The sequence below is a fragment of the Poriferisphaera sp. WC338 genome, assembly GCF_050931845.1.
Lineage (GTDB): Bacteria > Planctomycetota > Phycisphaerae > Phycisphaerales > Phycisphaeraceae > Poriferisphaera.
On sequence record NZ_CP194516.1, the window covers coordinates 2,247,227 to 2,269,303 of the forward strand.

Sequence of the window (22,077 nt, forward strand, 5' to 3'; positions counted from 1 at the left end):
GTAAATTTTTCCCCAACAGTTTACCACCAGTACGCACGAACACCCGCAGCATCATTTCCTGCATGACTAAATCGCGCTTCATTTGGCAATAGAGTCACGGTATCTCCGTTCTTGCCCATCAAATCAGTGTTTGCCCATTCCCCGTGACCATCGGCAAATGTACGATTACTACCCGTAAATCGATCAACGAAATCTGCCGCAGAGATATTCTCAACCAATCCCCCACCATGATTAGATGTCCCATATCGATTAAGACGGAAATGATTCACGTCTGCAAACACTACCGATTGACTGTCTGAATCTAAAATTTCCCAAGAGGCACAACTTGGTTCGTCGTCATACCACGTACCATGTAAATAATTACCTGTCACAGGATCTTTTTCATCAAAACCAACCAAGTAGGCTTGCCACGTACGCCACCCAGATGTTGCGGGAAATGCAGCATTACCAAATAAACCATCATCATCGTGCTCTGTTAGACTCGGACATTCTCTGATCGCAAGAATATCCTGAAGATAGTACTTCATCGGATTCACAAACGTGTCGTTGTACAGATGCGTTGGAATATGATTCGTACCGCTTGTCCGGCGAGGGGCTTGGCTACCACTATCCACTGCATAAGCGATCACCGCTAATGCAAATTCTCCCTGGTTAGACAAACACATGATCCGCCGCGCACTTTCTCTCGCACTCGATAACGCAGGCAGCAAGATCCCGACAAGCAAGGCAATAATCGAAATGACGACTAAAAGTTCAATGAGTGTAAATCCGTGCTTAAATCTCACCATCTTGCACCTTTCTTATAAAACCCAGTATCAGAAATACGTGTGATACCTTTTCAGGAACCACACGCGAATGAGTCTTAGCTATTACTTCGACGACGCAGACCAAGCATGCACGAAGCCAGACCAAACAGTGCCATGCTTGCAGGTTCTGGAATACTCACACCGTTTTGCCAAAGATCGTATAGATCGCCGCCTGTCAGATTGCTCCCGGAAAGCGTCGCACTCAGCGCAGTATCATCAATGACAAACTCGTCAATACCTCCATTAAATTCTCGCCCAATAAAAGTGCTGTAGCCGCTCGGTGCCGTACCTGTTGTTCCTGCACCGTAAGTTGCAGTCGCAGCCTGCTTCACACCATCCACATAAAGCGACATCACACCGCCATCAACCACGGCTGCAAACCAATGCCAGTTACCATCATCCAGTCGTGCATCGGAGAAAAGATTTTTGTTATCTGCGCCCTTAACATCAAAACCTAGCTTGCCACGATAGGACTTGTGGCTGGGGCCAATATACAGATTAACACCCCCTTGATTATGCTGCCCAGCTGAAAGAATATTACGAAACTGCGAATCATTCAGTGTCTGCACGTTTTCCGTATTGAACCATGCGGAAATAGTGAAATTGCTCGTACCAAAATCGAGCACATCTGGACTACCCAACGCGGTTCGGTCACCGGCTGCATCCATCTTAATGGCGTTGCCAAAACCGCTACCACCAATACCCGCACCACTAGCGATCAAGTTCGTGTCGCCAATCATCGTACCGTCTACACTGCCAACCTGATCCTCGATCGTATCTGAGCCAGTAACAGCATCAAAATTCCAATAAGCAACCGGTGCTGCAAATGATATGCTCGCACCCAGTGCCCCCACAAAAGCCATTGTTGTCAAACCAACTGTCATGCTATTTCTCATCTTTAACCTTCCTGTGTCTTGGTGTTGGAAGCAAAATCCTACTTCTGACGACATGATCTTTTCTATCCCGAAAAATCTTGACTTGATCCTCCGTGACGATTACGTTGATATCACTTTACTATGATTATGTATCAAAAACAGATGAAAATTAAACGATCTATAGCACAATTCGACTCCAATGTAGACATGCTCGACCCAGAATCACTTCGATTCATCTTTGCGGGTCGATACCGCAGTAGTCGCGACGTCCAATCACACGCACATTCATTTCACGAGTTGCTTACGATCCTTGAAGGGGATTGCGAAATTTTGATGGAAGACCGCAAGTACTATTGCTCCGTCGGGCAGGCAATTCTGATCCCGGCGCGCACACCGCATTTCCAAAGCTCAACACACACGGTCGCCACTGCTTATATGGGATTTGATTGTTTGGACGCCAACTTCGATATCACCCCACGCCTGATCAATCTCCATAGCGACGAACTGATCTCGACATGGATTCAAACCCTCGCACAACTCTATCAGCAGCCGAATGCACTAGCCCCAGCCGTTGCGAGTGGCTTACTCACTGCTATCCTCGGTCGACTTAACCAGCTTGAACACACCACTGAACATTCATCAGGCAAACATCCCAAACTCATCCTCGCAATGCAGTGGATTGAAGACAATATGCTCGAAAAAATCTATGTCGATCAAATCGCAGAACAGGCTGGCTTAAGCGCCAGTCATCTCACAAGCATGTTCAGACAGGAACTCAGACTCAGCCCTATCGCTTATCAGATACAACTTCGTATGGAACTTGCCTGCAAATATCTTCGCGAACCCTATCTATCGGTCAAAGAGATCTCACAACAATGTGGCTATAGTGACACCAATCTTTTCGTCAGGTTGTTCAGAAAAAAATGTGGTTTGTCACCTGGAAAATGGCGGCAACAATATTTTGAAGATCATCCAACACATTCATAAACATCGCACCCGAACATAAATTTAATATTGCTTAATCTACTAGCAATCAAGCACAAACAAACACACGACCCCATCTTTACTCCTGAATTATTGTTAACAAATTTCATAAAAATATCCGTTGCTTTGTACGCAACAAATATCCAACACAATCATTACAAAGTACGAACCGTCATGAATCCATTAATTGCTAGCTTTATCAGCCTGATCACACTCTGCATCACTGCAACGGCACAACCGTCAGTCAGATGGCTACCCCCAGAAACCTTCGATACCAACAAAGCTGGTCTCGGCTTGCCATTACTTCCCGGCACCGAACATCAGATCATCTATCATCCGATCCAAGCAACACCCACACCGAGCGCACCACTTCCCCTGCAAGCAGGCATGTACAATCATCATCCTGAAATCATTGTCTTTCGTGACAAAATCATCGTCACATGGACCAATCACCTGCAAGATGAGAACGGGCCGGGACAACGCATGATCGCGAAAGTCGGCACGCTCAACGAAGACCGTACGTCCGTCAACTGGGGCGGTAATGAAACACTCATCACGCTTGCTGAATCGCCAATCCCTATGGCTCGTCGCCATGAGAAACATAATGCTACTATGATTGATGGCGCTTATGCTCGCGGCGGTTTGTTTGTCTCAAGCAACAAACTTTTTTATGGCGGCAAAATCCTTGCCTATGACGGATGGACTAACGACATCGCTTATCATGGCCGATGCTCTATTCCTGTTCCCACAGCAAAATACAGCGATGGACGCAACCGCAAAACTGGCATGCGATTCGATATTCAGCGCGATTTGGGCCTGCATTACTATCAGTCATGGACAATTGAAGGGAGCACCATCGCGCCCAACTCACCGATCTACACCACCAAGCCGTTGGCAAGTAAGATTGAAGTTAGTACTGGCCGATTTAAAACAGTTCCGCCGCTGGCTGGTTCATACCAAAACCCCAAATCTATCTCAGATTCCAACCTAAACCCAACACAGCTACGCCACGCGATCCGTACAAAACGCCGCATTCCAAACTATCGCTCCGGCACGAGCCACCTGACCAAAGATGGCTCCAGTGGCCTCGCACATCAAACCGAGTTCCAGCGCCCAGATGGTTCATGGGTTGTTATTCGAGATAATCTCATCAAGCATGGCCAGTACTACGCTGCCAGCGTATCTGACAAACAAACCCCCTACCCTCCAGCCATTCGCACCAATCTCTTTGGCGATGCTTCTCCAATCGCAGGCGAACTGCCCGATGGGCGTGTGTGGATTCTTGGCAATGATCGCGAGCGGCAACATTTTTACATCACTGTTTCAAACGATGGCTACACTTTCGATCGCACGTGGCTAGTCTACCAAGCTGCAATACACACATATCCTGGGCTTGGCAAAAGTAAAACACTCAGTGGGCCACAGTATCCACATGCCGTCATTGTTGGTGATAATCTTTGGATCACTTACAGCATCGGAAAAGAAATGATCGGTATCACGCAAATCCCCATCGCATCACTCCAATAAGCAAGTCTAATTGCTACCCAAACAGATCCTTTAACTCACACTATCGATCAGATCGAGCAGCGGTGTGGGATCTTGCAAATCATCCACGACAACATCTGCCCCCGCTTCCAAAAGAACATCCCGATCAAACGGGCCGGTCGCCACCGCAAACGATACACACCCATGCGCCTTGGCACACTCGATATCCTTCGGCGTATCCCCGATCACAATCACTCGTCCCGGCTGAGCATCCTCGTCCGTCAATGCCGTATACATCTTCATAGCCCGCGCGGTCAAATCTGCACGCACTTGTCCCTCATCGCCAAACGCTTGCACACGAAACCAATCCGGATCAATCCCCACACGCTTGAGTTTAAGCGCTGCACCACCGCCATAGTTGCCAGTTAGCAGTCCCAACATGATCGCGTCACCCCCAGAGGCATGTTCATGCAAACGCCGAATCAAAACATCAATACCCGGGCACATCTGCACATCATGCTGCATCAATTCCTCAGCCAACACTTCCAAATAGGCGTGCTTAAAGTGGCGATGTTTTTCTTCATGATCATCAATGCCATTATGCTCTGCCGCTTCTCGGTAAATCACGGCATCGATATTGCCGGCAAATTTCACCTTGCGCATACAATAATCATTGCCAAACTGCGCTTTAGCGGTCCGACTCCATGCTTTACCTCCGGCGCCCTTAGCGTCGAGGATTGTTCCATCAATATCAAACAGCAACAATGTATGTTTCATCGATATCCCATTTAGCTCAATACCACACCAGCAAACAACAACACAAAGCGCATCGATTCAATCATACAACATTTTTGACGGCTGGTGAGGCAAGGGCAACACCATACAGTGATGTTTGTTCTTCACAATCTGCCACAAAAAAACTGCACTTACATGCAGCTTCATGTTGAATTCAGTTATAGCCCCACCCATTGCCCTGGCATTACCAGCCAGATAACGAAACGATCTGATACACCAGCAGTGCCATCGTATAAGCCAAGACCGACATATATCCCAACTGGAAAACAGCCCACTTCCAGCCGCCTGACTCGCGTTTCGTCACTGCCTGGGTCGGCAAACACTGCATAGCCAGCACGTAGAACACCAGTAAGCTAAAGCACGTCGCTGTTGTAAACACGGGCGTGCCCTCTGGCGTCATTTGATTGCGAAGCACCTCGGTGAACTTGCCAGAATCTTCTGCAACTTCTTCACCCACGCCATATACGATCGCTAAGGTCGACACGATCACCTCACGGGCGGCAAACGAACTTACCACACCGACATTGATCTGCCAGTCAAAGCCAAGTGGCCGGAAGATCGGCTCAACCGCTTTGCCAACCTGCCCCGCAAATGAATATGCCAATTCTTCACGACTAGTCAGGTTATCAATCTGGATTTGAATCGCATCGGCGTTATCAGGTTGCTCAACCATCTGTTGCTCAAGTTGAGCGATCTTTGCTTGCCCCGCGGTGCTCATGCCGTCGTCAGGCATCTTTGGATACGTCGACGCTGCCCACAACACGATTGAGATCAGAAGAATGATCGTACCGGCCTTTTTCACGAACATCTTTGCCCGGTCATACGTCATCAGACACGCGGTCTTTAGGCTAGGCATCTTGTATGACGGCAATTCAATTACGAGTGGTCGGGTTTCACCAGGGAGGATCGTTCGCTTAAACAGAAACGCCATGACGAGTGCCATGACAATACCGAGCGAATACGCGCCGGTAAAGGCTAAACCAGAGAGGATTGCACTGCCACCAAAGAGCAAAGCAATCAGCATCACATACACCGGAATACGCGCCGAACATGTCATCAGCGGCAAGACCAACATCGTCACCAGACGATCACGTTTGTCTTCAATCACGCGGCTGGCCATGATCGCGGGAATCGCACAAGCATGTGCACTGAGCATCGGTACAAATGCGCGGCCAGGCAAACCAACACGCCGCATCAAACGGTCCATCACAAACGCTGCACGCGCCATGTAGCCCGTATCTTCAAGCAATGTGAGGAAGAAGAACAAGATCACAATCTGCGGCAAGAACACCAGCACACCACCCACACCACCAATGACACCGTTGACGATGAGACTATGCAAGTCTTCATTTTCGATGTATTGACCGACGAGATCACCAGCCATCCCGAATCCGATTTCGATCCAGTCCATCGGAAAGGCCGCTAGCCAGAAGATCATCATGAAGATCGCAGACATGACTGCAAAGAAGCTCACCACACCCACGACTGGGTGCGTAAGGATACGGTCGATCGCTTCAGTCATCGGGCCGTGGGTATGAGCACCACTGTTCGCACCGACTTTATCTGAAACCTCTTCCGCCCAATCAAACCGGCCAGCATACGGACATTCAACACAACTGCTGCACTTGGTCAAACGCTCGGGTTCTTTCACCGGCTGTACATGATCCAACGCATGGTCCATCGCATCTTTAAGTTTATCAATCCCTTCACCGGTTCTGGCGCTAACTGGTACTACAACCACACCGAGCTCTTTTTCAAGCTCCGCAAGATCAATACCCTTACCGAGCTTCTTCGCCAAGTCCCACATATTCAGCGCGACCACAGTCGGACGCTCAAGCTCAAGCACGCGGCCAGCAAGATAAAGATTGCGTTCAAGTTGTGTCGCATCAAGCACCAACAGCACAGCATCAGGCTTCGCCGTGCCGTTCATGTCACCAAGAATGACATCTCGCGCCACACGCTCGTCCGGGCTGGTCGCATCAAGGCTATACAAACCTGGCAAGTCAATAAGATCGACACTGCCGCCATCGAGACGAAGTTTAACGATACGATGATCGACGGTGGTGCCTGCAAAATTGGCAGTCTTCGCACGCAGACCTGAAAGCTGATTAAACAGCGTCGTTTTGCCTGCGTTTGGGTTGCCCACCAGTGCAATGGTTGGGAGTTGCGGCCGCCGATTGTTACCGTCGCCTCCAGGCTGCTCGTCGATGACTGGTAAAGATACAGAACTCACACGCGCTTCCTTAATCAGGGCACCAAGGTTTGATCAGGACACAACACCCACTAGCACTTACGACAACAAGGCTCAACAATCACATTAGCGGCAAGACGGGCACTTACACCAATCCGTGCGCCGAGAACTTTTACAATTAACGGGTCACCGGACTGAACCAATTGCACCCGCCGGCCCTGACATATCCCCAGCGCCTTCAAACGCGCCGTGTCATCATCATCAGCTTCAATCAGCTTAACTTGGGCCACCTGCCGGGCATGGAGGTGGGCAATCGGGACCGGATGCTCACCCTCAAAAGGCAACTCATCCTTCGCAAATTCAACTGGCATTCGGCTCATCAGATCACGCTCCAAGACCCCCACCTGCAAATCTCCCGCCACCCATCATATGGAGATATTGAGAAACGATCTCATAATATATGGAGATCGTTTGGTCTTTGCAACCGCGCAGGACCCCAAATACCCTCATTTTTGATCTCGTTCCCAGAACAGTTTGCCACACGAGACATATGCGATACCTCTCCATGAAAAAACCCGGCATATAGGCCGGGCTCGTGGTTACATCATTTATGGAGATTCAACATCACTTAGCAATATTGAAAGTACCGACACCGGGCTGGGCTTTCTGTTCAGCGGCGGCGGCTTCTGCCTCTGCTTTCATCTTGGCCATCTCTTCAAGTGCCGTTTCAACCGCCTTCGCATAAGTGCTGACTGTCGGGTTTTCATCTCGCAAGGCTGACTTGAGCACTGGGTTGCTGGCATCATCAATCTGTACCGTCAGATACATCAACTTGGTCAGAACATCATCGCTTCGTTGGGCCTGATCGATCGATCGCTGATACATCTCGTGAGCTTTCTTCGCCTCAACACCCGGAATGTATCGCACGACCCAAGCTTGCGTAAGCGCATCCCAATCTCGGTAATTCTCGTTCACAAGATCAGCAATCTTGTCCAAGGCTGCATTGCGATCAAATTCCACATCACGCGGCATACTCTTCGCAACCGAAAGCAGATACGCTAGAGCCCGCCAACGTTTAAACATGTTATTGCCCGCCATATCGGCATAGAGCATGTCGAGCGTTTCCTGCGACAACGACACACCTAAGATCTGCTCAGCGTACAACGTTTCTTTAAAACCAAGCAGGCCGGTATCAAGCGTCCCCTGTGGCGTGCTGATCGCGTCAAGCAATCCTGTCACATTGAAGATGATCGTGTTCATCGGATTACTCACTGCGAGTAACCCAAAAATCGAATAATCCAGCCGCACGTTCGTATCAACCGACTCACCCGGTTTCAGATTCAGACGACGATATAAATCTGCCACGTCTGGCGCGAATGGACCAATATCTGCACCAAGAATCGTCGCACTTGTCACTAGCACGGTATGTGTCGGCAGTGCACCCGGTGTGTTGAGTGCAAACTCCAACGGAGCTTGGCTTTCAAGCTGAATATTCAAAACAAGCGGTTCAAGAAATGAGAAACGCGGCTTTTCAAAACTCATCTTCATCCGCAACCACGGATCCACCGATGGGTCAACCTTCCATAAACGTGACGGATAGCGATCCATCAAACGGCGTATCGAATCGCCGGCACTGGTCGGTTTCACATCCGCACCAAGCTCATGCAGTTTTTCCACTGCTAACGTGATGGTAACCAATGATCCGCGATATACCACTTGCTGTAAGAGTTGCACACGCTTCATACGGCTGGCTTCTACCAATGCCGCACCATAGGTCGCCCAAGGGTCTTTACCTTCGAGCGGTACAAACATCGCACGAGCGGTGTCATAATCATTTTCGTGATACGCGATGAAGCCGCGTGTCAACCGTACCGCATCTTCATTAATATCGTAATCTGCAAGTTGAACTTTAACATCATCCAGGTTGAAACCGAACAAAGCACTGATCCAAAGCAGTTCGAGTTTGGCAAGCTTGTCGCCTTCTTCCATCTGAGTGTTGAGTTGCGCTTGCACACTGGCGAAAGCCCGTTTGCGTCGCTCCTCGACTTCTGTATCCGGCAAGGCTTGCATGACCGCAAGCTGCGTTGTGATCAATTCAATCGGTAATGGCACCTCATCTACACGCGGCAGCGCACCAAGCTGCTCGCCCTGCTCTGCAAGCTCTCTCGCTTTTTCATATTGTTTTTGTACTGTCAGCCAACGCTGGTAATCACTCAAAACCGCAAGCGCTTTGTCGTATTCACCACTACAGGCAAGAGCTGTAGCCCACATCTGCACACGCTTTTCGTCCGGCGGATTGACATCTACCAAAGCGGCCATCTCAAACTGATGGCTTGCACGGGTAAACACACCTTGGCCGATTAAGATCTCTGCCAAATGCCATCGTGCTTCAGCTTCAAATGGTAAGGCTCGAACCAATGAAACAGCCGCAGAACCAACGTGTAACAGTTGCCCGCCCATCTTGTTAGCTTGCTGCACAATCAGTCTTGCTGCTTCCGGGTTCGATGGATCAAGATTCGCAGCTTCTTTAAGCCACATCAAACTTTTACGCTGATCACCAATCTCATTCGCTGCAGTTGAAGCATACACAGCCAATCGGCTACGGAGTGGTTCACTAAAACCCTGTCCTCGCTCGCTTTTCAAAATGCGCTCAATCTTTTCCAAACGTCCATCAAGCGTCTGCGACTGATCAATCAGCGCAAGAATCAGCTTGTATTGTGCCACATCATCGTTTGGCTCAAGTGCCACATAACGTCGCAAGCACTCAAGCTCTTTCTTCTGATCGCCTTCGAGTGCAGCAAGCTCACCACGCATCTGCCAGACACTAGCGTCGCCGTCGTATAGTGAAAGTGCCTGGTCCAGCAAGATACGGGTCCGCAGGATTTGATCCTCTCGCGGCTCACCATAACCGGCCAACGTCACCTTGGCGTACTGCACCAGCTGCGTCGCCATCAATCGTTCAGGACGTTCCCAGTCATTCACACTCGTCGTATCCGCCGCGCTGGCTGCGTCTTCATCCTGTCCTTGTGTCGTACCCACACACAGCAACACTGCCATCACTGACAGGCTGACGATATTGATCCATTTCGTCCGATGCTTCACAGATCCTGATCCTTTCATCATCCTCTCCCCATTTGAAACGTCATGTTCCTAACTGGCCATCATCCAAATCCCTGCCGCTCCTGACAGCCAAAACAGGCTCATCGCAAGCAGCTTCATAAATCCTGTCACGCCGACTGAGGCCTTGGGACAGATATCATCGGCCACAAGCCACATCAGCACAAACTCACCCCCAGCAATCACCCACAAAGAAAGCACTTTCCCCACCCGACTATCTACCTCACCAAATAATAAGCCAAGATCCTGCCGCCAGAGCCAGAACCCAAAGATCAACAGCCCCACCGCCCATACACCCCCAAAGCTAATCTTGATGATTCGCAGTCCCTGCAATACTCGCATCGGCATTCCCCGATCCGCGCCACCACGCTAGCGCTGGTTATCAGACGATGATTCTCCTGGCTTACCCCTTACATCAAATGCTTCAACTCATTCAAGTAACTAGGTTTGTAGCAACCCGTCCAAACAACACGCTGCTCTGGACATATAATAGCACTTGCGGCTCAGACCGCTCGCATTTCTTACCGTTTTTATGATAGATTCACCCTGCTCGCCACATCTATAGCTGTATCAGGTCGACAACCCACTGGCTAGCTCAGAAGTAAACTCTTCAACAGCCGCTACCACTGCATCGCTACCCTCATTGCGATGCTCGCCGATCCGCCGAACAAGAGCCGACCCCACAATCGCAGCATCCGCCTCACTCACCACTGTCCGCACATGATCCGCATTCGAGATCCCAAACCCGACTGCAATCGGCAAATCCGTTGCCTCACGCAGTGCAGCGATCCGTGCACCCAATTCCGCAGGCATCTCCTTCTGCTCGCCGGTAATTCCCGCACGAGCTAACACATACACAAAACCACTGCTCTGCTGCGCGATTTCTTTTGCTCGTTCAATTTCCGTCGTCGGGCTGATCAACATACTCATGATCAATCCCGCATCCTTTACCTTTGCTGCAAAATCTGCACTCTCCTCCACCATCAAGTCCGGCACAATAAACCCGTCTAGCCCTGCATCCTTCGCATCCGCAATAAACGCATCTTCCCCATAACGATGCACGATTGAATACGAAAGCATCCCCACCAGCCCCAACTCGACCTCCGCACGGACCCGTTTGATCATTTCAAAAATCTGCTTCAACTTCACACCATGCGATAGCGCATAGTGCATTGAACTCTCGATTACCGGCCCATCTGCAATCGGATCGCTAAACGGAATCCCAAGCTCACAAATCCGCGCCCCCGCCCGCTCCATCACCGGCAGCAAACGCGTTGTCGTTTCCAGATCAGGATCACCCACTGTTACATACGGCATCAGCGCCCGCCCACCGCTTCCATCACCACTGCGACTTGCCCGTAAATTCTCAAAAATGCTTTCAATTCGATTCATCGCCACAGTCTAAACCCCGTGGGCAATCGCTTCAATCTCGCCATCAGATTCTGGCACAGATACCCGCTTACCATTCACCTCCTCGATAGCAATTTCCACCGCAACAGGCTCCTGTTGCTGATATAATGGCCGCTAAACTGGTGAGCAGATGGTTTCATCTGATGATCATCTCTCGGTTGTGTCATATTTTCTCTGTATCCACTGTGGAATTTGCCGATAATGTAGACAGACCATGTCTCCGCAGGGGCGACTTATATCTAGCTCGAACTTATTTTCTGACCACACGGGGTAGTGCACAGTTTCATGATCGGTACGTCTAAATATAAAAAGAAAGCTGAAATTCTGGTCCGCTCTTGTGAATCGATTGTCGTCACTTCGTTCGAAGACATCGCTCAGTATTCACAACTCGTTGCAGACCTCGAACATAAACGCCAAATCGACGTCTGGGACCGCATGGTTCTTGTCGCATCTGTTGGTACTGCCGTCATCGAACTTGAAAACCGCATGCGAGACCGCGATTTTCAATCCTTTTACAGCATCATCGCGAAGATGCTCGGCAAGCTCGACAGCCATGGCCCGGAATTACTTTCACACTTGCTGATGTTCATTCATGCACAGGAAGAACGTGGCCACCCCCGTGTCAATTCTGTTGGTGCTTGGGTTCTTTCCAACATCAAAGGCGCCGCACCCACCGTTGAAGAACTCACACCTGCAGCCTATATCGGCGATTATCTCAAACGATCTCTCGCATCCTGGTGGTCAACACTCTGACCACATAAACCAAAAAATAATGCATACTTTCTGTCTTCTGGGTAGGCTGATATCCTTATCTCATGGATGAATCACCACGCGAACAATTTCTTGAGCGCATCCCTTTCTTGCTCGTGTTCTATTTCATCCTCGCTTGCCTGTTTAGATTAGCTTCGTCACCAACACTTGAGATGGATGAAGCTGAACAAGTCATCATGACTCAGCTTCCCTTCCGGTGGACCTACGCATCACAACCCCCGCTCTACACTTGGCTACAAAAACTGATCTTCGACCTACTGTCCCCCTCAGTCTTTTCACTCATCGCACTCAAGCTTGCATTGCTCGCTAGTACGTTCCTTCTTGCCTACAGTACGGTCAAGCGCATTTCCGACTCCACATTAACCGCAACCATCGCGGCCCTCTCCCTCTTCCTCATCCCACAATACCTTTGGGAATCACAGCGAGACCTCACCCATTCAGTCCTCGTGACCACCATCACCGCTCTTACGGTCTATCTCCTAATTCGCATCTACCAAAAACAGTGGCCGATCGATTATCTATTACTTGGGCTTGCTTTCTCTGCTGGCCTACTATCCAAATACAACTATGTGTTCCCGCTACTTGCCTTCCTTTTTGCCGCACTCAGCATCCCGTCTTTTCGCCGCCAACTGTTCAACAAAAAATTCTTTCTCACACTCATCCCGTTCCTTATTATCCTTGGCTTTCAAATCTATGCCATCATGCAACACCAAAAAGAAGTCGCCAAAGGTGTTTCCGACTTCAACATTCAAACCATCGGCCTTCCCGCGCTTGGCAAAGGTCTTCTTTCGCTGCTGACCAACTCTCTTGCTTTTCTCGCACCACTGCTGATCGTCGCAGTCATCTGTGTCATTGGCTCTAATCCTGCTGATGACCTCGAAGAAAATGAAGCCGCCTACGACGAAGAATATGAATACGAAGAAGAAGAGGAGGAGGAAGAAGACAGCCAACTCACTGAATCACAAATCGTCACCCGCACTCTTAAACGCTTCCTTGCCATCTCAATTATCTACATCATTCTCATCGCGGCGATTCTCTTCGCCATCACTGGCGGCACATCACTCAAAGACCGTTGGCTCCAACCCCTCTACTACATCATCCCCCTTTACCTCGCATTACTCATCACGCCCAAACTTTCTAATCACCGGCAAAATCTTTTCATGACCATCTCAGGCATTGCCGCTGTGGTGGTGCTAATTCTTCTGCCCCTTCAACCGATTCTCTCCCCGATCATCGGCAAACCTTCCAGGCGTAACGATCCATTCCCAAAGATCGCGACGAAGCTTATCACCCAGAAACTTGATCTTCCGCAAATCATTGCAGCCGATCGTCGCATTGCAGGTAACCTCAAGCTCGCCTTGCCCCACGCTCAAGTCATCTCACCTAATCTCCCACATAACCCCATCAACCCAGCACTTCCCACACTCTTGGTCTGGGACATTGATCGATCACAAAATTTGCCTGCCCCACTCGATGAAATCGCTCATCAAGATTTCGCACTGCAATTACCACTCAAGCCACAGCTCACACTAACAGCCACCAAATACTACACCCCTACCACACATGAACGAGCTAATCTCACCCTTGGCATCGACATCATCAATCATCCCGCCCCATCACCCAAAGCCATCTCTGCCCCCGTGGAATGATCCTATCTTCACAAAGCCGGGCATAAAAAAACACAGCCCACGCTGCGTTCGTTTTCCAGCTCCATGAAATATGAATTATGTTTTGATCGTATGGAGCAACCACGCGCTCACCGGCAAGTACACAATCACCGGAAACCACGCCGCACTGATTGGCGGCAAGAAACTCGCACCCGCCTGCAAGACCATGATCCCACCCGCCCAAGCGCCCACACACAATCCGGCAGCCTTCAACCCCTGCATCAACATATTCTTTGGCACACGCAACAAAAAATACGGCAGTCCCATCACCAACACTAGCACATTGAGCACCACCAAACTAAATCGGCTCCAAATGATCTGTGTAATCCCCCCTTTGTCCTTCAAGCTGATCGCGGGGTTCGCTTGCATCGCTTCCAACTGATCGATCGACAGCAACATCTTAAACAAGCTCGTCTGTCGCAAATGCAACACACGCGGTGTCAATTCCGTCTTAAAAAACGATACTGGCCCCTGTAACAAATCAACGCCCTCAACACCCATCATTGGCGGCGAAAACGCTTGCCCCTGAATGAGCCGCCACCCACCTTCATTTTCATCCCATACACCCGTGGTTGCGCGAATCTGTGTCCGTGCCAATCCTTCTTCATCACGTACGAGTATCGTCATATTCTCAAGCTGCGCCGGGTCTTTCTCTCGCATAAAGTTCCCTGCACTGATGAGATTCCCTGCGCCATCACGCACAAATTCCACCCGCACGTCACGCTTCTTGTTTCGCTTCAGATCCAGCTTGTCTCGTGTGATCTTCGACGCAAGTGCGGGCACCGCATATTCCTGAATCGGCAAATTGATCAAACTTAAAATCCCACCCACAATCACAATTGGCATCGCCACTCGGTACAAGCTAATCCCACTCGAAATCATGGCTGAAAGCTCGCGCGTCCGCAGCAGTGCACTGAACGTAAAGCCCATCGCAGCGGTCACAATCAAGCCGCTAAAGAAAACGTAAATCAAAAGCATAATCGGCGCATAGTAATCAATAATGTGCCATGCAGTACCGACAACACTCATCACCGTGCCGGGTTCTACCGCCTGCTTAATTACGCCTACGTCTTCAACTGAAATTCCAAGCGTATTTGCAAACGCAGCATCACCTGCATTGGTATCCAGCAATCGTGTTAATTCACTGGCGGGTAAATCTCTCGCTGCCGCAACGCTCGCCACATTCCGCTGTGCTGCCCAGTTCGCCCCCGCCTTCACAAAATCATCCATGTCGATGATCAAATCCACCAACACAAACAGCAACATCAACACCGCGAGTAGGATCACGAAGTTGATCAAAAATTGCTTGATGATGTAGTAGCTCAATGTCTTCATAAAATCATGATCATTTTATGCGGTCATCCGCAACGGTCATTCTCAATATTAGTTCCTCGCCAATCGGCAATACACGACACTTGCCACAATCAGTAATACAAGATTGCCACTCCACAACAAACTCAAACTGATTGCGAGCGGCACCTCGGTCCGCCCCGCCATATTTTGCCCACTGTTCATGATGATGATACTCAAAATGGCCAGCAGAAAACTCCAGAAATAAACCACGAGCGGCATCTGATGTTTAAACACCATACTGAGTAGCGCTCCAAGTAGCAGCAGTAAGCTCGTTGCAATTGCCGCGGCTGCGCGCTCGTGCAGATGGCCTTTGATCCGGTGAGCCAGCTTCGTGAGCCCTTTACTCACGCCCGCATACGCACCTGCTACACTTGGTACTGACAAATAGCCGCCATCACGTACCATCGACATCATCTCTGTCATCGGCATGTCTTTTACCGATTGATCCAACAGTGGGCTCGGCCAAATCATCCGCGGTAAATTGTCGTACAGCTTCCGCGTAACGCCCTGCATGTCCTCCGCACTGCTGTAAATTTGCACGCCATCTTCTTCATCCCCCAACGTCATCTCTACAATCGGATATGCGGGATCATCATCATTGCGAGAAATCTTCACCACTGCAGTTTGCGTTTCATATCGAACATAAATTCCCGTATCTGGATTTTCCTCGGTTACCACCACCGGATACATCCCGTCTCCCATGAGAACCAGATCACCTCTGTGCTCATCAAAAGCGGGCGCTTGAATCGTGTACGCCATCGCATCGTCCAATTGATAATCAACAAGCCGAACGACTTGCCCAGGCCCCATCCCCTCAGTCGCTGCCATCATCATCCCACGCAGCTTCGCACCCGCCATCGCTTTACCCAAATCCAATTTTCGCCGCGCAATATCTTCAAATCGCTCAGGCTTCTGCTCTAACTGATGAAGCTCTGGCCATGACAAAAACTTCGGCTTATCTCGAAAGTAATTCTGCATCAAGATCGGCTTCATCGGAAGCACACCACTCGTGTACATCAGTCGCTGCGTAAGCGGATCATTATAAACCGCGTTCTCAAGATCAATCTGTACAAACGAATCGTCCGTCACAGGATCATCAAAGATCAGAATATCCGCTTCCTTGGCTGTCGACGTGTTCTTCTGCACGCCGTCCCGGGTAAATTCGCTGATTGCGATCCCCTTGAGCTCAATATGCTTGGTCGGCTGATAGTCTGACTCTGGATTAAACGGCGGAAGCGGCATCTCTTCGGCGCTGTCGGCATAAACCGCATAGTTACCATATACAAACGGACGGTTCTCATTCAGATTGTTCACAAGCCCTGTGATCAAATCCTGCTGGATCGTTTTCTCCGCCTGTTTGAAAAAACTTGGGATAACAAAGTTCGACAAGCCAAACAAACCCATCGTCAACACCAACCCCAGCCCCATCACCGGCAACAAAATTGTCCGATAGCTCATCCCACTCGCGCTACATGCGGTGATCTCGTTGTCTTGTACTAAACGAATGAACACCAGCGTACTCGCAAACGCCCCCGCAAACGGCAACGCAAAATTCAACATCGTCGGCGCTGTCAAAAACACAAATTTGCCAAACAAAATCGGCGTTAGCTGCCCGTCACTCAGCGGCTTGATTGCTGCAGCAAAACTGATCACCAACATCAACACCAACACGGATGCGACCAGCAGCTTCAACAATTCCTTCAAGATGTATCGATAGATTGTCCAGGGCATCTTTGATTGCTGCTCACCAGCTCACCAATCACATTGGGTTCATCCGCCGGCGTGCCTTTGCTCCTTCATCTTGTGCTCGCCTGATCCACTGCCAACCCGACCTGCCGGACTGGACTGTAGCCGCCATCCCCTCATGACGACCAGTTTACCTTGTGACATTTTTTCTTGCCCGCGTCCCGCACCTTTTCCCCAGCAAACACAACCGCACCTCTTATCCATCTCACTCAATCCCTGCTCGCAGCATTTCTACGTACCTCCCCCATATGCTGTTCTAAAAAGCAGCCTCATCGCTTAACAAGCCGCTTTCTCACCTTATTTCACAAACGCTTTCTGTAACCGCATGAGCTTACGAATCCCCTTCTCCGCCGCATCAAGCATCCCATCAAGCTCCGCCCGGCTAAACACGCCCGCCTCCCCCGTCCCCTGTACTTCCACGAACGCGCCTTTGTGATTCATCGCGACATTCATATCAACCTCCGCCCGAACATCCCATTCATAATCTAAATCCAACTTCACCTCGCCATCAATCACGCCCACACTCACCGCCGCCACCGGCCCCTTGATTGGGTTCTTCGCAATTAAGCCCTCTTTCATCGCCCACTTTACCGCCATCGCAAGCGCCACCCACGCGCCCGTGATCGACGCCGTCCGCGTTCCGCCATCCGCTTTTACCACATCACAATCACACGTGATCATCACGCCCGGCATCTTCTCAAGATCCACCGCTGCCCGCAGCGCCCGCGCGATCAATCGTTGAATCTCCGTCCCTCTCGAATCCGGCCCGCGCTTCTTTCGATCAGGTGTACTCCCCGGCATCATGTTGTATTCCGCCGTCACCCAACCTTTCACAAAATTCCCCTCATCATCCTGCGGCAACCATTTCGGCGGCCGACTCGCCACACTCGCCGTACACAAAACTTTCGTTTCCCCTACTTCGATCATCACGCTACCCGAGGCAGCCGTATCAAACTTCTTGATCTTCACCTCGCGCATTTGTGTCGCGCGCCGCTTGGTTATTTTCTTCTTTACCATACACCCATTGTCCCCATTCACCCGCGCATCGCAACCAACCTATAATTAATCGCTATCACCAAGCCATTTATACATCACCAGCGCATCAACATACCCTTCGTTCGGATGCTTAAAAGCCCACGGCAACCGACCCACCACTTCAAACCCCAATCTCTCCCATAACCGCACCGCACCCGCATTACTCGTCGCTACAAAATTAAACTGCATTGCTTTATAACCAAGCGCCACCGCCACCTTCTGTGAATGCTCACACATCATCGTCGCTAGCCCCTTCCCCCTCGCATCATCCGCAACCATATACCCACAATTGCAAACATGATCCCCCGGCCCGTCATAATTCGTCTTCAAATAATACGTCCCCACGATCTCCCCCTCATCCACAACCACATACGTACACCGCGTTTTCTCCATCCATATCACTCGCGCTTCATCCGCCGTCATATCTTTCGGATACGCATACGTATCCCCCTTCGAAACCACCGCTGAAAAAATCGACCACACCCCCGCAAAATCGTCTGTTACCGCTTCTCGAATATCCATCCCTATATCATAGATCAACACACAATCACACCGCCACCTTCTTCTCTTCACCCACAATCATCTCCGGCACTGCAACCCGTAACGCACCACGTACCGCCATTTCATCCGTTCCCCGCCACATCTTTTCACCATCCGCGCCCGGATCACGCAACCGATCAAATGCCGCAACAATCTTCGCCATCTCCTCATCTGTCGGCGTTTGCATTTCCCATTTCCGAATCGATTCATGCCCCGTCTTCGTCATCGCCTCACTGTCATACGCCAATTCCTCAAACAGCTTCTCGCCCGGACGCACACCCGTGATCTTGATCACCACATCAAGCCCCGGCTCATACCCATGCGCCATCGCAAAACGCTCCGCCATGTCTAACACACGGATAGGCTCACCCATGTCCAACAAAAACACTTCGCCCCCTTCCGCATATGCACCCGCCTGCAACACCAAACCCGCTGCCTCGGGAATAGTCATGAAGTATCGTGTCATCCGCTCATCCGTCACCGTAATCGGCCCGCCTCGAGATAGCTGCTCACCCCAAATCGGCAGCACACTGCACGCACTCCCAAGCACATTCCCAAAACGCACCATCGTAAACACGGTCTCACTTTTACTATTGAGCCACTGAATATACCGCTCAGCCAATCGCTTCGTCGCCCCCATCACACTCGTCGGATTCACCGCCTTATCACTCGAAATCATCACCATCCGCCCCACCCCGCAAGCGTTCGCCGCATCCGCCAAAAACCTTGTCCCAAAATAATTATTCTCCACCGCCTCTGAGGCATGATCCTCCATCATCGGAACATGCTTATGCGCTGCCGCATGAAAAATAACCCCCGGCCCTTCACGCTCCACCAAATCCATCGTCCGCTCGCGCTTCGTAATATCATGCAACACCGTCCGCACATCCACCTCACCAAACACCCGCCGCAATTCACGATCAATCTCAAACAGACTATTCTCACTCCGCTCCACCAACACCAACCGGCTCGGCTTATACCGGCAAACAATCCGCGCAATCTCACTACCAATCGAACCGCCCGCCCCCGTCACCAAAACACACTGCCCCTCAACAATCTTCCGAATCGGCTCCTCATCCAACGCCTTCGGCTGCCGATCAATCAACTTCGCCACATCAATCGGATCATGACTGTTCACACTCACTCGCCGCCCACCACCGATCGTTCCATGCTCCGCGCCCGGCCCCTTCACCCGCCCATTCAACTGATCACTCAGCGTCGGCAAGTAATGCCAAACCACCCCTATTCGATCCAGACGCGCCGTGACATCCCCCATCTCCCTGCCCATCCGCATCGGCAAGCTCACCAACACTTCACTCACACCCGTCTCCACCACCACCCGCTCAATGTCATCCAACCTCCCCAGCACCTCAATTCCCTCAACCTCTTGCCTCTCGCCGCGCACCGTAATCGCGCCCACCACATCCATCTCCCCCTCGCCGTTCACCGCCACCAGCCGCCCCACCTGAACAGCGCTCATCGCGGTACCGATGACCAACACGCGCATGGCTGCAACACAACCATTCTCCATATTTTTTTTTTGCTCCGCCTCAAACTTTGCTTCAGATTTGCGCACCGCAAAACCTCCGTTAACTGGACCAATCACTTCCTCATTATCGGCCCCTCTGCCCGCCACACTCCAAAAGCACAACCCGCATTAAATCCCAACCCGATATCTCCGCTTTTTTCCCTATAACCACTAAACTCCCCCACCCTTAAAGACGATAGCCCCAGTACGAGTCGTTTTGACAATTCAGGGAAGGGACTTGTGCCGAAAGGCACCCATCGCCGGACGTTTACATCCTTCACGGATGCTTCCATAATTCCAGGGCACCAGCGGGGCAAGACAAGTCGTTAGGAGCATGACACATGTCGCTATCCATCCAGAGTTCAGCAGATAATCACAGACAACAACCCCGTATCACACTCCCTGCAATGTATACACTCCTGCGACTCAAAGCCATCGGCTCAAAACACTACAACCGAACCGGACACATCTACGATATCTCCATGTCCGGCATGCGATTCGAACTCGACTTCCCCATCGACCCCGGCTCCAAAGTCGAAGTCCGCGTCATGTTGCCCGGCTCCTCACAACTCACTTTCTCCGCTATCGGCACCATCATCCGTATCCACGAAGACGATCAACCCCAGTTCGGCCCATCCCGCATGGGACTCACCTTCGATGAATTCGGCTCCATCGCTGAACGGCACAAACTTCAAACCTACATCGAACACCGCGGCTTCATCCCCACCGATGACAATATCTCCCGTGCAGCATAATGCAAAAATTCAAGCCCACACGTTCTACCTGTGGGATCTTTTCAATACAGTATTCTCCTTGCACACGCACAAAACATCACCACCACAAAACGCGATACATTCCATGTCGCGTTTTTCATTCAAACTAATATCTACCAAAGCCCATACGTTCTATGTGTGGAGTATCTTATATCCCCACAAAAAACCCCTCCGCATTCGCATCCATCTGCACCACAAAATCTTTGCACTTCATCCCCCTTCTCTCCGCTAAAAACTTCGCTACTTCCACCACATACTTCGGCTCGTTCGTCCGTACCTTCCGAAACGGCACCGGCGTCAAATACGGCGAGTCCGTCTCTACAAACATCCGATCCAGCGGCACCAGATCGCTCGCTTCCGCAATCTCTCCCGCATTCTTAAATGTCACAATCCCCGTAAAACCAATCATTGCCCCCAAATCCAAAATCTTCTTCGCATCAGTCACATCCCCTGTAAAGCAGTGAAACACAAACCGCGTCCCATCAATCCCCGCTTCACGAATCATGGCTAAAGTATCATCCGTCGCCTTACGATTATGAATCACAATCGGCAAGTCCTTAAACGCATCCTCCTCCGCAAGCTCCAACTGCCACGCAAACACCCTTCGCTGATCTTCCGCAGGCGGATCAGGATAATGCCAGTCCAACCCCATCTCGCCAAGCGCCACAATCTTCCTTTCTTGCCAACCTTCTAAAACCTCCCGCAAACAACCCTTCAAATCATCCGCTTCCTCATATCCTGCGGCATAATGCGGATGAACACCCACCGTCGCATACACATAATCAAGTCGCCGTGCCACAGCCACAGCTTTCTCAGCATCGCTTGGCGTTGTCCCCACACTAATCATCTTCACCACACCATTACTACGTGCACTATCTACCACCTCATCAATCCGCTCATACAATCCGTCATACGTCAAATGACAATGCGTATCAATCATTTCAACAAACTTCCTTTTCAATCATCCTCAAGCCCGCACGTTCTACGTGTGAGATATTTTA

Annotated in this window: 19 protein-coding genes; 5 read left to right on the top strand and 14 right to left on the bottom strand. The window is 50.5% G+C overall.

Going from position 1 to position 22,077, the window contains the following annotated elements; translation table 11 throughout:
* Positions 1–20: 20 nt before the first annotated feature.
* Both ACQ6WK_RS09240 and ACQ6WK_RS09245 read right to left on the bottom strand, forming a co-directional pair.
* Entirely contained in the window at positions 21–788 is a 768-nt protein-coding gene (locus ACQ6WK_RS09240; protein WP_432797096.1) for a type II secretion system protein, read from the bottom strand.
* Positions 789–862: 74 nt separating this feature from the next.
* Positions 863–1,690: a LamG-like jellyroll fold domain-containing protein gene (locus ACQ6WK_RS09245; RefSeq protein WP_432797097.1), complete on the bottom strand. Its 828-nt coding sequence runs from the start codon at positions 1,688–1,690 to the stop codon at positions 863–865.
* Between the two features lie 153 nt (positions 1,691–1,843).
* Between ACQ6WK_RS09245 and ACQ6WK_RS09250 the strand changes: the two genes are divergently transcribed.
* Together ACQ6WK_RS09250 and ACQ6WK_RS09255 are read left to right on the top strand one after the other, a co-directional pair.
* Entirely contained in the window at positions 1,844–2,668 is an 825-nt protein-coding gene (locus tag ACQ6WK_RS09250; RefSeq protein WP_432797098.1) for a helix-turn-helix domain-containing protein, read from the top strand.
* Positions 2,669–2,839: 171 nt separating this feature from the next.
* Positions 2,840–4,192, top strand: a complete 1,353-nt coding sequence (locus ACQ6WK_RS09255) for a hypothetical protein (RefSeq protein WP_432797099.1) — start codon at positions 2,840–2,842, stop codon at positions 4,190–4,192.
* 30 nt (positions 4,193–4,222) lie between these two features.
* On the opposite strand, the gene ACQ6WK_RS09260 is transcribed toward ACQ6WK_RS09255, so the two are convergent.
* The 6 genes from ACQ6WK_RS09260 to trpA all read right to left on the bottom strand — a co-directional run bounded on the left by ACQ6WK_RS09260 (position 4,223) and on the right by trpA (position 11,645).
* On the bottom strand, positions 4,223–4,927 hold the full coding sequence (locus tag ACQ6WK_RS09260) for an HAD family hydrolase (RefSeq protein WP_432797100.1): 705 nt from the start codon (positions 4,925–4,927) through the stop codon (positions 4,223–4,225).
* Between the two features lie 202 nt (positions 4,928–5,129).
* Entirely contained in the window at positions 5,130–7,178 is a 2,049-nt protein-coding gene (feoB, locus tag ACQ6WK_RS09265; RefSeq protein WP_432797101.1) for a ferrous iron transport protein B, read from the bottom strand.
* A 50-nt stretch (positions 7,179–7,228) separates the two neighbouring features.
* Positions 7,229–7,516 carry a FeoA family protein gene (locus ACQ6WK_RS09270; RefSeq protein WP_432797102.1) on the bottom strand — a complete coding sequence of 96 codons (288 nt, stop codon included), beginning with the start codon at positions 7,514–7,516 and terminating at the stop codon, positions 7,229–7,231.
* Positions 7,517–7,760: 244 nt separating this feature from the next.
* The gene (locus ACQ6WK_RS09275) at positions 7,761–10,256 is read right to left on the bottom strand and encodes a tetratricopeptide repeat protein (RefSeq protein WP_432797103.1); all 2,496 of its coding nucleotides are present in this window, start codon (positions 10,254–10,256) and stop codon (positions 7,761–7,763) included.
* A gap of 30 nt (positions 10,257–10,286) precedes the next feature.
* A complete protein-coding gene (locus ACQ6WK_RS09280) occupies positions 10,287–10,595 on the bottom strand; it encodes a hypothetical protein (RefSeq protein WP_432797104.1) in 309 nt (102 codons plus the stop codon).
* A 228-nt stretch (positions 10,596–10,823) separates the two neighbouring features.
* On the bottom strand, positions 10,824–11,645 hold the full coding sequence (gene trpA / locus ACQ6WK_RS09285; protein ID WP_432797105.1) for a tryptophan synthase subunit alpha: 822 nt from the start codon (positions 11,643–11,645) through the stop codon (positions 10,824–10,826).
* Between the two features lie 303 nt (positions 11,646–11,948).
* Between trpA and ACQ6WK_RS09290 the strand changes: the two genes are divergently transcribed.
* Both ACQ6WK_RS09290 and ACQ6WK_RS09295 read left to right on the top strand, forming a co-directional pair.
* On the top strand, positions 11,949–12,416 hold the full coding sequence (locus ACQ6WK_RS09290) for a hypothetical protein (protein ID WP_432797106.1): 468 nt from the start codon (positions 11,949–11,951) through the stop codon (positions 12,414–12,416).
* 62 nt (positions 12,417–12,478) lie between these two features.
* The gene (locus ACQ6WK_RS09295) at positions 12,479–14,083 is read left to right on the top strand and encodes an ArnT family glycosyltransferase (RefSeq protein WP_432797107.1); all 1,605 of its coding nucleotides are present in this window, start codon (positions 12,479–12,481) and stop codon (positions 14,081–14,083) included.
* A 75-nt stretch (positions 14,084–14,158) separates the two neighbouring features.
* Here the strand turns inward: ACQ6WK_RS09295 and ACQ6WK_RS09300 are convergent, their stop codons facing one another.
* The 5 genes from ACQ6WK_RS09300 to ACQ6WK_RS09320 form a co-directional block, all read right to left on the bottom strand.
* Entirely contained in the window at positions 14,159–15,436 is a 1,278-nt protein-coding gene (locus tag ACQ6WK_RS09300) for an LptF/LptG family permease (protein WP_432797108.1), read from the bottom strand.
* Positions 15,437–15,484: 48 nt separating this feature from the next.
* Complete coding sequence (locus tag ACQ6WK_RS09305) at positions 15,485–17,185, bottom strand: LptF/LptG family permease (RefSeq protein WP_432797109.1); 1,701 nt, start codon at positions 17,183–17,185, stop codon at positions 15,485–15,487.
* Between the two features lie 312 nt (positions 17,186–17,497).
* Positions 17,498–18,217, bottom strand: a complete 720-nt coding sequence (gene rph / locus ACQ6WK_RS09310) for a ribonuclease PH (RefSeq protein ID WP_432797110.1) — start codon at positions 18,215–18,217, stop codon at positions 17,498–17,500.
* 45 nt (positions 18,218–18,262) lie between these two features.
* Positions 18,263–18,757, bottom strand: a complete 495-nt coding sequence (locus ACQ6WK_RS09315) for an N-acetyltransferase family protein (RefSeq protein WP_432797111.1) — start codon at positions 18,755–18,757, stop codon at positions 18,263–18,265.
* Positions 18,758–18,782: 25 nt separating this feature from the next.
* Complete coding sequence (locus ACQ6WK_RS09320) at positions 18,783–20,351, bottom strand: polysaccharide biosynthesis protein (protein WP_432797112.1); 1,569 nt, start codon at positions 20,349–20,351, stop codon at positions 18,783–18,785.
* A gap of 293 nt (positions 20,352–20,644) precedes the next feature.
* On the opposite strand from ACQ6WK_RS09320, the gene ACQ6WK_RS09325 reads away from it, so the two are divergent.
* Entirely contained in the window at positions 20,645–21,058 is a 414-nt protein-coding gene (locus ACQ6WK_RS09325; RefSeq protein WP_432797113.1) for a PilZ domain-containing protein, read from the top strand.
* A 166-nt stretch (positions 21,059–21,224) separates the two neighbouring features.
* Here the strand turns inward: ACQ6WK_RS09325 and ACQ6WK_RS09330 are convergent, their stop codons facing one another.
* A complete protein-coding gene (locus tag ACQ6WK_RS09330; RefSeq protein ID WP_432797114.1) occupies positions 21,225–22,016 on the bottom strand; it encodes a TatD family hydrolase in 792 nt (263 codons plus the stop codon).
* Positions 22,017–22,077 lie beyond the last annotated feature (61 nt).

What these genes read in the sequence shown, in the direction of transcription:
- ACQ6WK_RS09255 (WP_432797099.1), top strand. Translation starts at nt 2,840, where the DNA reads ATGAATCCATTAATTGCTAGCTTTATCAGCCTGATCACACTCTGCATC.
- ACQ6WK_RS09305 (WP_432797109.1), bottom strand. Translation starts at nt 17,185, where the DNA reads ATGCCCTGGACAATCTATCGATACATCTTGAAGGAATTGTTGAAGCTG.
- ACQ6WK_RS09240 (WP_432797096.1), bottom strand. Translation starts at nt 788, where the DNA reads ATGGTGAGATTTAAGCACGGATTTACACTCATTGAACTTTTAGTCGTC.
- ACQ6WK_RS09315 (WP_432797111.1), bottom strand. Translation starts at nt 18,757, where the DNA reads ATGGATATTCGAGAAGCGGTAACAGACGATTTTGCGGGGGTGTGGTCG.
- ACQ6WK_RS09250 (WP_432797098.1), top strand. Translation starts at nt 1,844, where the DNA reads ATGAAAATTAAACGATCTATAGCACAATTCGACTCCAATGTAGACATG.
- ACQ6WK_RS09245 (WP_432797097.1), bottom strand. Translation starts at nt 1,690, where the DNA reads ATGACAGTTGGTTTGACAACAATGGCTTTTGTGGGGGCACTGGGTGCG.
- ACQ6WK_RS09260 (WP_432797100.1), bottom strand. Translation starts at nt 4,927, where the DNA reads ATGAAACATACATTGTTGCTGTTTGATATTGATGGAACAATCCTCGAC.
- ACQ6WK_RS09270 (WP_432797102.1), bottom strand. Translation starts at nt 7,516, where the DNA reads ATGAGCCGAATGCCAGTTGAATTTGCGAAGGATGAGTTGCCTTTTGAG.
- ACQ6WK_RS09280 (WP_432797104.1), bottom strand. Translation starts at nt 10,595, where the DNA reads ATGCGAGTATTGCAGGGACTGCGAATCATCAAGATTAGCTTTGGGGGT.
- ACQ6WK_RS09295 (WP_432797107.1), top strand. Translation starts at nt 12,479, where the DNA reads ATGGATGAATCACCACGCGAACAATTTCTTGAGCGCATCCCTTTCTTG.
- rph (WP_432797110.1), bottom strand. Translation starts at nt 18,217, where the DNA reads ATGGTAAAGAAGAAAATAACCAAGCGGCGCGCGACACAAATGCGCGAG.
- ACQ6WK_RS09275 (WP_432797103.1), bottom strand. Translation starts at nt 10,256, where the DNA reads ATGAAAGGATCAGGATCTGTGAAGCATCGGACGAAATGGATCAATATC.
- ACQ6WK_RS09290 (WP_432797106.1), top strand. Translation starts at nt 11,949, where the DNA reads ATGATCGGTACGTCTAAATATAAAAAGAAAGCTGAAATTCTGGTCCGC.
- ACQ6WK_RS09325 (WP_432797113.1), top strand. Translation starts at nt 20,645, where the DNA reads ATGTCGCTATCCATCCAGAGTTCAGCAGATAATCACAGACAACAACCC.
- trpA (WP_432797105.1), bottom strand. Translation starts at nt 11,645, where the DNA reads ATGAATCGAATTGAAAGCATTTTTGAGAATTTACGGGCAAGTCGCAGT.
- ACQ6WK_RS09330 (WP_432797114.1), bottom strand. Translation starts at nt 22,016, where the DNA reads ATGATTGATACGCATTGTCATTTGACGTATGACGGATTGTATGAGCGG.
- ACQ6WK_RS09300 (WP_432797108.1), bottom strand. Translation starts at nt 15,436, where the DNA reads ATGAAGACATTGAGCTACTACATCATCAAGCAATTTTTGATCAACTTC.